The sequence below is a fragment of the Halorubrum sp. SD41 genome (assembly GCF_058630335.1).
Map to the genome: position 1 here is coordinate 16,118 of NZ_JBZVGZ010000007.1, position 12,927 is coordinate 29,044.

Consider the following 12,927-nt stretch of genomic DNA (forward strand, 5'->3'; position numbering starts at 1 on the left):
GATTCTCGACAACGCGGGACACGACAGAGCGACACACGCCCCCGGTCCGCGGCGGCGGACTCGGCGGGCGGAGCCGCATACTCCGGCCGAACGAGCCGGCCTACTCCAGCCGTCCCACGTCTCCGAGGACCGCGCTCGCGGTCTCGGGGCCGCCCGCGCCGCGCCCCGAGATGTTGAGCCGGCCGGCGTGGGTGGTCTCTATCTGGACGATGTTCTGCGTCCCCGAGACCGCGAGCGTCCCGTTCTCGGGGACGAGCCGCGGGGCAACGCGGACCGTCTCGCCGGTCGCCTCGCCGATCAGCCGCACCGTCCGCCCGTCCTCGGCCGCGAGCCGGAGCGCGGAGCCGGGCACGTCGCGGATCCCCGAGACGTCGGCGTCGTCGAGCGCGAACTCCCGGGCGTCGCCGGGGTCGTCGGCCGCGCCGAAGGAGAGCACGTTCGCGAGGATGACGCACTTGAGCGCGGCGTCGGTCCCGTCCACGTCGAAGGAGGGGTCGGCCTCGGCGACGCCGAGGTCCTGCGCCTCCGCGAGCACGTGGTCGTAGTCGAGCCCCTCCGCGGCCATCCGCGTCAGGATGAAGTTCGCCGTCCCGTTGAGCACGCCCCGGACCGCGGTGACGTGGCCGGGCTCGATGTCCTCGACGGTCGACACCGCGGGGATCGCGCCGCCGACGGTCGCCTCGAACCGGATCTCGCCGTCGCTGTCGTCGACCGCGGCCCGCAGGTCGCCGAACCGCTCCGCGACCGGGCCCTTGTTCGCGAGGACCGCGTGGCGGTCGCGTTCCAGCGCGCGAGTCACGTGCGAGAAGCCGGGCTCGGCGTCGCCCAGCGTCGTCGGCGTCGCCTCCACGAGGACGTCGTAGTCCGCCGCCAGCGCGTCCGCCGGGTCCGCGTCGCCGACGATTCCCCGCTCCGCCTTCCGCGCGACGACCGCGTCGGGGTCGACGCCGACGCCGTCGGTGCTGCCGGCACCGCCGGTCCCGCTCGCACCGCCCCCGTCCGCGACGACCGCCGTCGAGGAGTCCGCGACCGCGACGACCTCGTGGCCGTACTCGCCCGCCAGCTCGACGACGGAGCGCCCGACGGCGCCCGCGCCGATCACGGCGAGCCTCACGCGTCCACCCCCGTGAGCGGCTCGACGACGCGGAGCTCCTTCTCGTCGGCGAGCTCGCGGACCGCCGCCAGCGCCGCGTCCGTCTCGCCGGCGCGAGCCTCTAAGCGGAGCCGCGCGCTCGACGCCTCCTCGGTGCCCTGCGGGGCCGCGAGCGACACGTCGGCGACCGACGCCGACTCGCAGGCCTCGATCCGCGAGAGCGTGTCGGAGAGGTCGGTGTCGATGAGGTGGCCGAACAGGAGGATCGTCACCTCCTCCGCGTACCGCTCCGTGCCCGCCTGCATCACGTTCACGCCCTCGCTGCGGAGCGCGTCGACGATCTCCTCGAACCGCTCGGCGGTCGCCTCGAAGTCGACCTCGACCGGGATCCGCCCGCGGGGCGTCTTGTTCCCGCGCTCGTGGTAGATCGACAGGAGGTTGCCGCCGTTGTCCGCGATCGGGTGGAGCGCGGCGAGCAGCTGGCCGGGCTCGTCGACGAGCTCCAGCCGGACCGTGTGCGTCGAGGGGGTCGCGGCCGCGTGGCCGCCGTCCGGGGAGGCCGCGTCCGCGCTCTCGGCGGCGGCCGAATCGGCCGCGTCCTCCGCGTCGAGCGCGGCCTCCGGCGTCCCGTCGCGACGGTCGCTCACGCCGCCACCTCCGGCGCCTCGCCGCGACCGGCCGGGGCGAGGGCGCGCGCTCGCAGGCACGTTCCTGTCCCCGGGGTGGAGCGGTCGCTGGGTGGCTCCGTCGCGGTGCGCCGGGGGGGAGTCGTACCCGTCTGCATACCCGAACGGAGTCGGACGATCGGGTATAAGCCTTCGGCGATGGCAGGCGTTGCCTCGCTCTCGCGCCTGTCAACGCGGCGCACGGATTCGGCGGGCGGGAGCATCCCCACAGTTATGGGCGGCGGGGTCCGAGGCTCCGGCGTGCGACACCCTCCACGCAGTCCGCCGAGCGTCGTGACGCAGTTACCCGCGCCGAGCCGCCGTTCACCGAGCCGAGGTGAGCCGGGGGAATGAGCGACGGCGGGCTCTCGATCGACGGCCCGAAGACGCTCAAGGGGGCGGTCCTCCTGTTGCTGATCGGGCTCGCGGTCACCGGCTACGGCGCGTACGATTACACGCAGCAGTCGGACGCGGTCGACGACGCCGTCGCGGTCGACGCCACGGTCACCGACGTCGGCGTCGAGTCGGCGTCGAGCGGGAGCAGTCCGGGCGTGGACTACCGGCCGACGGTCCGGTTCACCTACGAATACGAGGGGACCGAGTACGCGAGTACCAGCGTCTTCCCGTCGGCGATCACGTCGAACTACGACACCGAGTCGGCGGCCCGCGAGGTCGTCTCGGAGTACGCCGCCGGCGAGTCGACCACCGCCTACGTCGACCCCGCCGATCCGGACGGGGGATTCCTGAAGACGGAGACGTCGAACGCCCCGCTCTTCGCGGCCGTACTCGGCCTGTTCCTCGCCCTCGGCGGCGGGGTATCGACCGTCAAGCGGATCCGCGGCTGACGGCCGCGCCGCTGCGGGAAATGGAGTTCAAAGAGAGAGGAAAAACGGGGACCGGCTACCGCGAACCGCGCCGTCGACTCAGAAGTAGTCGATCGACTGCGGCAGTTCCAGCTTCATCCCCTTGCGCTCGCGGATCTCCATGATCTTCTCGCGCTGGAGGTTGTCGACGAGCACGCGGAAGCCCGCGTTCTCGGTGTTCCACGAGGCGCGGCCCTCGGTTGCCGAGCGGATGTCGGAGGAGAACCCGATCATCTCCTCGACGGGCGCGATGCCCTCGACGACCATGAGGTCGCCCTCCTGGTACATGTCGTCGACGCGGCCGCGACGGCCCTGGATCTCGCCGGAGGCGGCGCCCATGTGCTCCGAGGGAACGTCGATCCGGACGTCCTGAATCGGCTCCAGCAGGCGGACCTCGCCGTCGATCAGCGCGCGGTGGACCGCGTCGCGGACCGCCGGGATGACCTGTGCCGGGCCGCGGTGGATGGTGTCCTCGTGGAGCTTCGCGTCGTGCAGGCGGAACAGCGACCCCTGGACCGGCTCGGCGGCCAGCGGGCCGTCGTCGAGCGCTTCCTGAAGCCCCTCCAAGACGAGCTCCATCGTCTCGTTGAGGTGCTGGATCCCCTTCGTGTCGTCGATGAGGATGTTGGTCCGGTGGATGTCCTCGACGTTCTGCGAGGTGTCCTTGTCCATGCCGGCCTCCTGCAGCGCCTCGCGGCGCTCCAGTTCGGGCATGTCCATCGAGACCTCGCCGAGCTGGATGGCGTCGACGATCTCCTGAGCCATCGGCTCGACGGTGATGTAGAACTTGTTGTGTCGGTTCGGCGACTGCCCCTCGACCTCGCGGGAGGCCTCCTGGGGCTGCTCGCGGAACACGACGATCGGCTCCCCGGTGATGACCGGGATGCCCTGGTTGTCGCGGATCCGCTGGGTGATCACTTCGAGGTGGAGCTCGCCCTGCCCGCTGATGAGGTGCTCGCCGGTGTCCTCGTTGATCTCGATCTGGATCGTCGGGTCCTCCTTGGCGACCTGCTGGAGCGTCTCGATGAGCTTCGGCAGGTCGTCCATGTTCTGGGCCTCGACGGACTTCGTGATGACCGGCTCGGAGATGTGCTCGATCGACTCGAACGGCGTCATCTCCACGGAGGAGACGGTGGAGCCGGCGATGGCGTCGCGCAGCCCGGTGACGGACGCGATGTTCCCCGCCGGGACGCGGTCCACCTCCTCGCGCTCAGACCCCATGAAGAGGCCGACGCTCTGGATTCGGTTCTTGCCCGCGGTGCCGGAGACGTACAGCTCCTGGCCCTTCTCCAGCGTGCCGGAGAAGACGCGGCCCGTCGCGATCTCGCCCGCGTGCGGGTCCATCGAGATGTCGGTGACCATGAAGACGACCTCGCCGTCCTCGTCGACCAGCCGCATTGTGTCGGCCAGCTCGGACTCGGGATCACCGCGCCAGATGCGCGGGACGCGGCGGGGCTGGGCGTCGACCGGGTTCGGGAAGTGCTCGCAGACCATGTCGAGCACGACGTCCGACAGCGGCGTCCGCTCGTGGAGCTCCTGGCGCTTGTCGTTCTGTTCCAGCTCCATGATGTCGGCGAAGTCCATGCCGGTCCGCTGCATCGAGGGCATCGAGACGCCCCACTTGTACAGCGCGGAGCCGAAGCCGACCGTGCCGTCCTCGACGGAGACGGTCCAGTCCTCGGGGATGTCGTCCATGTTCTCGGCCATCCCGCGGATGAGCTCGTTGACGTCGGCGATGACGGACATCAGCCGCTCCTGCATCTCCTGGGGCCCCTCCTGGAGCTCCGAGATGAGGCGGTCGACCTTGTTGATGAACAGCGTCGGCTTCACGCCCTCGCGGAGCGCCTGCCGGAGCACCGTCTCCGTCTGGGGCATCGCGCCCTCGACGGCGTCGACGACCACTAAGGCGCCGTCGACCGCGCGCATCGCGCGGGTGACGTCGCCCCCGAAGTCCACGTGACCGGGGGTGTCGATGAGGTTGACGAGGTGGTTGGTGTCCTCGTACTCGTGGGTCATCGAGACGTTCGCCGCGTCGATGGTGATCCCGCGCTCCTGCTCGTCCTCCTTCGTGTCCATCGCGAGCTGCTCGCCCGCGGTGTCCTCGGAGATCATGCCGGCGCCCGCCAGCAGGTTGTCGGAGAGCGTCGTCTTCCCGTGGTCGACGTGGGCGGCGATGGCGATGTTCCGGATGTTCTCCGGGGTGTCCATCAGCCGCTCACATTCCTGAACGATCTTCTTGCGTCGGCCCATTATACCGAGTGTTATCGAAAGGAGGGTCAAAAGGGTAGTGTTTCGTCGCGGCCGTTTCGCGGGCGAGTACCCCCGATCGCCGCCGATTTCGTGTCGACCGGTGTCACGGGACAGGCGGGAGACCGACGCCCGTTCGCGGTCGTCGGCGCCGGCGACGCTCGTCACCGCGGCCCGCGAGCATCGGGTCGGTTTTAAGGGCCGACTCGGGAAACGTGGGGTATGAACGAGACGCTCTCACGGCTCGACGACAGCGGCGTCGTCGCGGTGTTGCGCGGAGTCGAGGCCGACCAGCTGATCGAGATCACGGAGGCGCTGCGCGAGGGCGGCGTCACCGCCGTCGAGATCACCGCCGACACGCCCGACGTGGCCGAGAAGCTCGGCGAGGTCGCCGGCTCCTTCGGCGACGAGGTCGTCGTCGGCACGGGGACCGTCCTCGACAGCGAGACCGCCCGGACGACGCTGATGGCGGGCGCGGAGTTCGTCGTCTCCCCGAGCCTCCACGAGGACGTCATCGAGACGTGCAACCGCTACGGCGCGGTCACGGCGCCCGGCGTGATGACCCCCACCGAAGCGATCCGCGGCTACGAGGCGGGCGCCGACTTCGTGAAGGTGTTCCCCGCGAAGACGGTCGGTCCGGACCACCTCGGCGCGATGAAGGGTCCGCTCGGCCAGATCCCGATGATGCCGACCGGCGGCGTGAGTCCCGACAACGCCGCCGACTACGTCGACGCGGGCGCGTTCGCGGTCGGCGCCGGCGGCGCGCTCGTCGACTACGACGCCGCCGAGCGCGGCGACTACGAGAGTATCACCCAGACTGCCCGCGAGTTCACGCGGGTGGTCGAGGAGGCGCGAGACGACGGGTAGAGACGACCGGACCGGCTCGGCCGGACCGCGTCGGTGGCCCCGACTCGGACTGGTAAACGTGACAGCGAAACGTGAGTAGTAGGTTATCTCGTCGGCGAGCGTATGGTAGTCATGAGCGCAATCCCATGAGCGGCGGGAACGACGTCTGCGTCCGCTGCGGCGAATCGACTCGACCGAGCCGGCTCGTCGTCGCCAACTCGGTCGACGACCCGTTACAGGTGTTCGAGTGCCCCGGCTGCGGCGCCGTCGTCCGGATAGGCGGGCACGGGTGGTGAGGTCACGGGTGGTGAGGCCCCGACCCGGGTTGGGCGCACGCAGTCCCGGACCGCTACATGAAGTCCGCGATGCCCGACTGCTTGTTCGTGTCGTCCTCGAAGATCGACTCCAGCGACTGGTCTAACACCTTCAGCCGCTGTTTCGTGTAGGGCCGGCAGCCGAACCGCTCCGCGACCTCGATGGCGGTGTCGACGTACTTGCTCACCGACCCCTCGTGGACCGTGAGGTTCACGCGGCCGCCGCACTCGCGGCACTCGCCCGTCAGCGGCATCCGCCGGTACTTCTCGCCGCAGTCGAGACACCGCGTCTCCTGCCGAGAGAACGCCCGCAGGTTGCCGATGATGTCCGGCAGGAAGTGGTACTCGATGACGCGTTCGGCCACGTCGGTCTCGTCGACCGCGCGCAGCTTCCGCGCCAGCTCCAGCTGCGCGTCCATCTTCTCCATCATGTCGCCGAGCGTCTTGTACGCCGAGAGGTCCGGCCCCATCGCGATGTCCGTCGTGTCGTGGGTGTGGTCGAACCCGTGATACTCGTCGTCGGTGCCGAGCGTGTCCTCGCCGATTTGGATCAGCTCCTCGACCGCCTCCGGATCGGCCAGCTCCCGCGACGCCTCGTACAGCTCCAGCGGGTACTCCCGCACGATGTCGACGTTGTGCGCCTCGTCGTCGATCTCCGAGGGGTCGATCCGTGAGGACATCACCAGCGGGGCGTCCATCCGCCCGCCGCGCTGGTCCGGCAGAAATTCTTTCGAGAAGTTGAGAAGTCCGTCCATGAGCAGCATCACGCAATCCTCGTCACCATCGCACTGATCGACCGACAGGTCGTTCGCAACGAGAGAGTGCGTGTCTTCGACGGTGAGGCAGTACACGTGCTCAACGTCGCTCTCGACGACTTCCACTTCGTCGACATTCTCGACGAGGTACTCTCCGGATCCGCCGTCCGACACCTTCGGTGCGTACGGCTCGACGGACGAGACGTTCTCCATCAGCCGGTCGCGCTTCCGAGAGAGGTGGAAGCCGGCAATTTCGGAGAACCGAACGGCGTCGTGTGACGAGACACTGAGGACGTACGTCTGCGCGGTCATCCGCGGATTGCTCTCGTCGTAGAACTCGGGGAACTTATCGTGGAGTTGGACCCTCTTCGGTCGGTCGACGGTCGCGTGGATATCGAGCCGCCGCAGGAGACCGATCAAGTCCTCTCGAAGCTCCTCGCTCACCGTCGTCGCGGTGATTCGGAGCGACCCGTCGTCCACGCTGCCGTCGCCGCTGAAGTAGCCACTCAGATACGCTCCGACGATCTCATCGGGTGCACCGAAGATCCGATCAGGGACTCGCTTCGTGTGTGCGTACACACCGGAGTCGAGCACCGAGTCGAAGAACGCACGCAACAGGCGACCGGAGACGGTCACTTTGGCGTGATTCTCTTCGTACGGGTCGACCCCGAACTCCTCTCGCAAAACGTTGAGGAAGAACTCCCTCGCCTCCGTTTCCGTCCCGCAGATCGTCGTCTGGTGGATCGTCCCCTTCGGCGTCTCCTGTTCGCGGGCGAACCCTTCCGCCGCGTAGTAGCCGAGTAGCGTCGCAACGCGCTCGTTGAGATCGACGAACCGATCGATCTCCGTGCGATCGCGTTTCATTCCGAGGGTGACGTCGTCCGGAACGAACGCGAGCATCTCGTCGAGCGAGGAGAAACACTGCTGAAGATACGAGACAGGGAAGCTCTCCCGGTATAGGTAGTTACTCAGCGTCTTTTTGTTCGTCTCGAACACTTCGGTCATGCTCTGGAGGGGATAGAACCGCCCGTCCCAGTCATCCGCGAAAGCGTCCTCGAAGAGATCGTACAGCCGGTCTTTGTCCAGCCCCTTGATCATAAGGCGGTCGGTCGGAACCGCGTCAGACCGGACAAACTCGGCGAGTAGGTCGAACCGCTGCGGGTCCCGACTGATGTCGTCGGACCCGATCGAGTCGGGGATCACCAGCCTGTCGTTCGCGTCGAGTTCTCGCGCCTCTCTGCTGGCGACCTCGTCCCGGTCGTCGTCGTACACGTGAACCCCGTGGTCTGGAGTGACGGTTATCGATCGACCTGACTCGGTACGAACCCGCACGAGGTGGTTCGGTGCGTCGTGCTTGCTAACTGCTTCTACCGGACGAGAGACACGATCGCCGTCCGCGGTCAGCGACGGAATGCGCAGGTTTCCGTCGACACCCTCCAGTTCGCCGACAGCCGTTCCGAAGTCGTCGAACTCGACGTCGGATCGATCGAGGTACGTCTCGACGAACGCCTCGATTTCGTCGTATCGTAGCTGACCGGTCTCGTCCTCGTACCAGATTTTCGTCTCCGGATGGAAGCAGTTCCGACGTTTCGCGGCGTGAAAGTACGGATGAGCGTATCCGACCGCGGCCGAGGTGAAACCTACCACTCTCCCGACAGTCGCGGCGCTCGTGTGGGGCGCCATCCCGAAGACGAGCTCGCCGACGAGGTCGTCGCGCTCGTTCACCTCGTAGAAGCGGTCGAGCCCGTAGAACTGTTCGAGGAGGTCGTCGACGAAGTCCGCGGTCTTCAGCATGTGCTCGGCCGCGCCGTCCGAGAGGACGATATCCTGGACCCGGAGCTCGACCACCTGGTCGTCGTGGCGGAGCGGCTCGCCGTCGACGTCGGTCTCGTACCCCAGTTCTCGGAAGTGGTCGGCGGTGACATCGAGCTCCGCGGGCTTGACCGCGGTGACCGGGAGGTCGGTCATGTCGTACCGGACCGTGCCGTCCTTGAACGAGGTGACGCCGTTCTTCGCGCGGAGGACGCCCTTCTCGATCGGCTCGGGCGTCTTGTTCCGCGAGGTGAGCCCCTGGACCCCCTTCAGGATCTCGAAGGCGGACTCACGCTCGCCGACGGTCTCCAACGCGGAGCGGTACGCGTCGTTGACGTCGACCTCCTGGCGGGTCGCGGCCGTCACCTCCCACTCGCAGTTCGGGCACTCGACGCGGCCCGCCTCATCCGGCTCGCAGACGGTGCCGCAGTCGCCGCACTCGTAGTGGGGCTCCGTGTGCGTCTCGCAGTCGGGACACAGCGCGGCGTAGGTGTGCTCGCCGCAGTCCGGGCAGACCCGGTCGGAGACCTCCAGTTCGTGTCGGCCCCGGCGGCCGGTGTCGTCCATCGTGTTGGCCGCCTCTGCGACATCGCGCTGCGGGCCGCCCGCCTCGTTGATCGGGAAGAGGGTGTGGACCGCGGGCGAGAGGTCGCGGCTCTCCGACTTCTCCGGGCGACCCATCCGGTTTCCGATCCGGGTGGGCGCGCGCTCGCGCACCTCGAAGGGGGCGACCTCGTTGACCGCGCGGATCGCGTTCTCCCCGTCGGCGTACCCCCGGGCCGCGGCCGAGAGGTCGGCCGCGTCCCACGTCCTCCGGAGGCCGTCGTCGATCCCGAGCGACCGCGCGAGCGGGCGCCACGTCGGGATCCGGAGCGCGTCGGGGGTCGCCGCGTGCTCGATTAAAAGCGACTCCAGCGCGTCCTGAACCGGGTCGGTGCGCTCGACCGCGAGGACGCCCTCGACGACATCGCCCGCGGCGACCGCGTCGGCGAGCGCCTCGAACGCGTCGACCGACACGTCGTGCCAGAGATAGGTGTATTCGGGGTGGAGCGGGCAGTCGTGTTCGCGCGCCCACTCGAGCGCCCGGTCGACCGACGGGTGCTCGAGGTCGACGTGCGGGTCGTCGCGCAGCGCGCGGACGTCGGCGCCGGCCGCCTCGAACTCCTGGACCCACCACTCGGGCGCGTACGACGCGGGCGCGAGCGGGTGGTTGTTCTCGACGAACTCCCCGTAGTTGACGAGGTACTCCCCTAAGTCGAGCACCTTCTCGATCCCGTTGCGGACCGCCTTGGCCTCGTCCGGGTCGTCGATCCGCCGGACCTCGCCGTTCGCCAGCCGGACCGTCGGCCCCTCGATGGAGTCGACGGGGACGACGCCGTGGGCCTTCCCCGGCCGCTCCGTCTTGATCTGGGTGCCCGCGGCGAGGAAGTCGTCGACGATGTGCATCGTCGCGGGGTGGACGCCGCCGGTCGCGAACCCGTGGTTGCGCGCGCGGCCGTACCGGAGGCGGAACCCGCCCGCCTCGCTCGGGTGGGTGAAGACGGGCCGGCCCGCGATCAGGTCCCGGAGGAACTTCTGGGAGGGCTCGGCGCGGGGCGGGCCATCCGCGTCAGCCTCGGAGGAGTCGGCGGCGGCTTCGTCGCCCGCCTCTTCCGATTCGCCGTCACCGTCCTCCGCGTCGTCCCCATCGGCCGCGTCGGACGCCGCGGCGTCCCCGTCGCCGGCCCCGTCCTTCCCGATCGTCCCGTCGATCAGGTCTTGGAGCCACGGCCAGTCGACCTCGTCGAGGTCGCGCGTGTACCGCTGGATCTTCGGCGCCTTCAGGGCGATCCCCTCGGCTGCGACGAGGCACATCCCGCCGCGCGCGGAGTTGGTGTCGACGCGCTCGAGGTCGCGGAACCCCGAGACCTCCTCGTCGCTCGTCGCCTCCCCGTCGAGCATGACGGGGATATGCTTCGCGATGAACTTCGACTCCTTGTCCTTCGGCGTGTACTGGAGCCCCGTGTCCTTGTCGTACAAGGCGATCTCCTCGGCGTAGCGCTCGACCTCCACGTCGCGCGGCTTGTACTCGTCGATGCCCAGCAGCGAGCGAGCGTAGTCGGCGACGAGCACCGACAGCGCCTGCGCGGTCCCGCCCGCCGACCGGATCGGACCGGCGTAGTAGACGTTGACGAACTCGGTGCCGTCGTCGTTCTCCAGCAGCTCCACGCGGTCGATCCCCTCGATCGGCGCGGCGACGACGCCCTCGGTGAGCAGCGCGACGGCGGTGCGGACGGCTCCCTCGATCTTCCCCTCGCGGGAGTCGTAGTCGCCGACGTTGCCGTCGACGAAGTCGGTGACCAGCTCCAGCGCCGCCTCCTCGCGGGACATCTCGCCCTCCAGGTCGCGGACGCGCTCCGCGACGCCGTCGATGCCGAGGATGTTCTCGACGCGGTCCGCCATGTCGCGGGCGACCGGGATCTCGATCTCGGGCTCCGGGTCCCGACCCTGCTCTTTGGCCGTCTCCGCGACGTCCCACGCCTCGTCGAGCCGCTCCTCGATCCGCGCGAAGTAGCGCTCGTCGTCCGGTCTCATCGGGCCTCGGTCGAGGGAACCGCGCGGCGCGTTCGTCGGGTCACAGCCACAGGTCGAGGTCGGTCGCCTCGTCGTGCGAGCGCTCCAGCGGTTCGGCGAACGCGCGCAGGTGACACTCGCCGGCCCAGACCGTCGCCGAGTCGAGATGCCCCGCGAGCGCCTGCCCGCTCGGCCGCGAGAGCACGGCGTGGGTGTGCGCGAACACGTCCCCCTCCAAAAGCGAGACGTTGCCCACGCAGGCGGCCACCTCCAGCGGCTCGTCGAAGGTGACCGAGCGGTACTCGGTCTCCTCCTGGTCGTAGAACCAGACGTCCGCGTCCTGGACCGCGCCGAGGGCCGTGAACCAGCCGGCCTCGACGTCCTCCTCGCGGGCGAGGCTCTCTATCTCCTCGCGCCAGTCGGCGCCCGTCTCGAACCGCGCGACGTACTCCGCCGTGGGTTCGACCTCGCGATGGTACATAGCAACTCCCCACGGCGGCCGGGGAGAAAAAGGCTTCAGTCGGACCGAGCGGGACCGGCGGAGTGAATTTGATATAGCGATATAAAATTTAGCTAGCGTCGATAGAGAGACACGGAAGAAACGACGGAAGACCCGTTACGATGCCGCAAACCTGCGAGAACGGTCGACTATCGGCGGCGATGCGACTGGCGAAGCGGGAAGAGAGAGGAGAGGCTCGGAGGTCGAACCGGCTCAGAACGGGGCCTGGGGGCCTTCGTCGTCGCCGCCGTCGTCGTCGGTCGTCTCGCCGGGGAAGGAGGGAGACATCCCGCCGCCGCTGCTGGTACCGCCGAGGTCGCCGTCGGCGCCGGCGGACGCGCCGGTGTCCGCGTGGACCGTCTCGATCTCGGGGATCTCCTTGACCATCCGGGACTTGATCGCCTGGATCGTCATCGGGGAGATACCGCAGCCGGAGCAGGCGCCGCCGAGCTGGACCGTCACCTCTCCCTTCTCGCGGTCGAGGTGGGCGATGGCGGCGCTCCCGCCGTGCATCTGGATCTGCGGGAAGTTGCGCCGCAGGAAGTTCGTGATCCGCTCGCGGAGTTCGTTTTCCGCGTCAGCCGCGTCGGTGTCCGTGCTCATGCCCGCGAGTTGGCGGGCGGCGGGCTTATGCCTTTGGTTCGGGCGGATACGGGCCGCGACACCGCCCCGTCGTGCCCCGTCACTCCGGGCGATCGACGCCGAGGGTGCGGTACAGCTCGGACTCGATCCGCTCGACGTACTCCTCGAGCGTCTCCTCGAACGTCTCGTCGTCGACCGCGACGGCGCCGCGGATGCGCTCGCGGGGGTTCTCCGGGAGTTCGACGCGGAACTCGCCGTCCTCGTAGAACGGCTCCGACTCGTTGAGCACGGTCTGGTCGATCCCGTGGATCAGCTCCGAGTCGTACCGGTCGTTCATCTGCTCGAAGGCGTTCTTGTACGCCCGCTGGAGCTCGTTGAAGTAGTGCGCGTACTTGTCCTCGAACTTCTCCGGGTCGAACTCGTCGGCCATGTCGCGAGCGAGGGTCCGGCGGGAAAAAAGGCGGTCGATCGCCGTCGAGACGCCGAAACGGACCGAAAACCGAGCGTACGGTCGGACGAGAGATTCGACCGTGGACGGTGAAATAAATCGCATGCCGCGATATAGAATTTCTCAGGCGCGGCGACCGGTACGCCACGCCTCGTCGTGAGCCGCGGACTCAGTCGGACGAGGACAGGGAGTCGGACCGACGTCGCCGAGCGACGGACCGGGAACTACCGGGACCGGTCCGAGCGGACTC

General features: G+C 68.7%; 10 protein-coding genes. 3 read left to right on the top strand and 7 right to left on the bottom strand.

Annotated features, from left to right (window positions below; all coding sequences use genetic code 11):
- Positions 1-100: 100 nt before the first annotated feature.
- Positions 101-1,114 (bottom strand): homoserine dehydrogenase, encoded by a 1,014-nt coding sequence (locus tag AC4NMM_RS04245; RefSeq protein WP_491923614.1) that lies wholly within the window; start codon positions 1,112-1,114, stop codon positions 101-103.
- The gene (locus AC4NMM_RS04250; protein WP_491923615.1) at positions 1,111-1,740 is read right to left on the bottom strand and encodes an amino acid-binding protein; all 630 of its coding nucleotides are present in this window, start codon (positions 1,738-1,740) and stop codon (positions 1,111-1,113) included. Before AC4NMM_RS04250 ends, AC4NMM_RS04245 begins: the two co-directional genes overlap by 4 nt.
- Before the next feature lie 368 nt (positions 1,741-2,108).
- Here AC4NMM_RS04250 and AC4NMM_RS04255 point away from each other — a divergent pair, with 368 nt between their 5' ends.
- On the top strand, positions 2,109-2,603 hold the full coding sequence (locus AC4NMM_RS04255) for a DUF3592 domain-containing protein (protein WP_096394093.1): 495 nt from the start codon (positions 2,109-2,111) through the stop codon (positions 2,601-2,603).
- 78 nt (positions 2,604-2,681) lie between these two features.
- Here the strand turns inward: AC4NMM_RS04255 and AC4NMM_RS04260 are convergent, their stop codons facing one another.
- Positions 2,682-4,871, bottom strand: coding sequence for an elongation factor EF-2 (locus AC4NMM_RS04260; RefSeq protein ID WP_096394094.1), 2,190 nt, complete (start codon positions 4,869-4,871; stop codon positions 2,682-2,684).
- Positions 4,872-5,090: 219 nt separating this feature from the next.
- Between AC4NMM_RS04260 and AC4NMM_RS04265 the strand changes: the two genes are divergently transcribed.
- Both AC4NMM_RS04265 and AC4NMM_RS04270 read left to right on the top strand, forming a co-directional pair.
- A complete protein-coding gene (locus tag AC4NMM_RS04265) occupies positions 5,091-5,735 on the top strand; it encodes a bifunctional 4-hydroxy-2-oxoglutarate aldolase/2-dehydro-3-deoxy-phosphogluconate aldolase (RefSeq protein WP_096394095.1) in 645 nt (214 codons plus the stop codon).
- Positions 5,736-5,860: 125 nt separating this feature from the next.
- The gene (locus tag AC4NMM_RS04270; protein ID WP_157745937.1) at positions 5,861-6,010 is read left to right on the top strand and encodes a hypothetical protein; all 150 of its coding nucleotides are present in this window, start codon (positions 5,861-5,863) and stop codon (positions 6,008-6,010) included.
- A 53-nt stretch (positions 6,011-6,063) separates the two neighbouring features.
- Here AC4NMM_RS04270 and polC read toward each other — a convergent pair whose 3' ends face one another.
- The 4 genes from polC to AC4NMM_RS04290 form a co-directional block, all read right to left on the bottom strand.
- Entirely contained in the window at positions 6,064-11,169 is a 5,106-nt protein-coding gene (gene polC, locus AC4NMM_RS04275) for a DNA polymerase II large subunit (RefSeq protein WP_491923616.1), read from the bottom strand.
- Between the two features lie 40 nt (positions 11,170-11,209).
- Positions 11,210-11,629 carry a PPC domain-containing DNA-binding protein gene (locus AC4NMM_RS04280; protein WP_004598657.1) on the bottom strand — a complete coding sequence of 140 codons (420 nt, stop codon included), beginning with the start codon at positions 11,627-11,629 and terminating at the stop codon, positions 11,210-11,212.
- 231 nt (positions 11,630-11,860) lie between these two features.
- On the bottom strand, positions 11,861-12,250 hold the full coding sequence (locus AC4NMM_RS04285; RefSeq protein WP_004598656.1) for a NifU family protein: 390 nt from the start codon (positions 12,248-12,250) through the stop codon (positions 11,861-11,863).
- A gap of 79 nt (positions 12,251-12,329) precedes the next feature.
- Positions 12,330-12,659: a DUF5783 family protein gene (locus tag AC4NMM_RS04290; protein ID WP_004598655.1), complete on the bottom strand. Its 330-nt coding sequence runs from the start codon at positions 12,657-12,659 to the stop codon at positions 12,330-12,332.
- Between the last annotated feature and the right edge of the window lie 268 nt (positions 12,660-12,927).

What these genes read in the sequence shown, in the direction of transcription:
- AC4NMM_RS04255 (WP_096394093.1), top strand. Translation starts at nt 2,109, where the DNA reads ATGAGCGACGGCGGGCTCTCGATCGACGGCCCGAAGACGCTCAAGGGG.
- AC4NMM_RS04260 (WP_096394094.1), bottom strand. Translation starts at nt 4,871, where the DNA reads ATGGGCCGACGCAAGAAGATCGTTCAGGAATGTGAGCGGCTGATGGAC.
- AC4NMM_RS04265 (WP_096394095.1), top strand. Translation starts at nt 5,091, where the DNA reads ATGAACGAGACGCTCTCACGGCTCGACGACAGCGGCGTCGTCGCGGTG.
- AC4NMM_RS04270 (WP_157745937.1), top strand. Translation starts at nt 5,861, where the DNA reads ATGAGCGGCGGGAACGACGTCTGCGTCCGCTGCGGCGAATCGACTCGA.
- polC (WP_491923616.1), bottom strand. Translation starts at nt 11,169, where the DNA reads ATGAGACCGGACGACGAGCGCTACTTCGCGCGGATCGAGGAGCGGCTC.
- AC4NMM_RS04280 (WP_004598657.1), bottom strand. Translation starts at nt 11,629, where the DNA reads ATGTACCATCGCGAGGTCGAACCCACGGCGGAGTACGTCGCGCGGTTC.
- AC4NMM_RS04285 (WP_004598656.1), bottom strand. Translation starts at nt 12,250, where the DNA reads ATGAGCACGGACACCGACGCGGCTGACGCGGAAAACGAACTCCGCGAG.
- AC4NMM_RS04290 (WP_004598655.1), bottom strand. Translation starts at nt 12,659, where the DNA reads ATGGCCGACGAGTTCGACCCGGAGAAGTTCGAGGACAAGTACGCGCAC.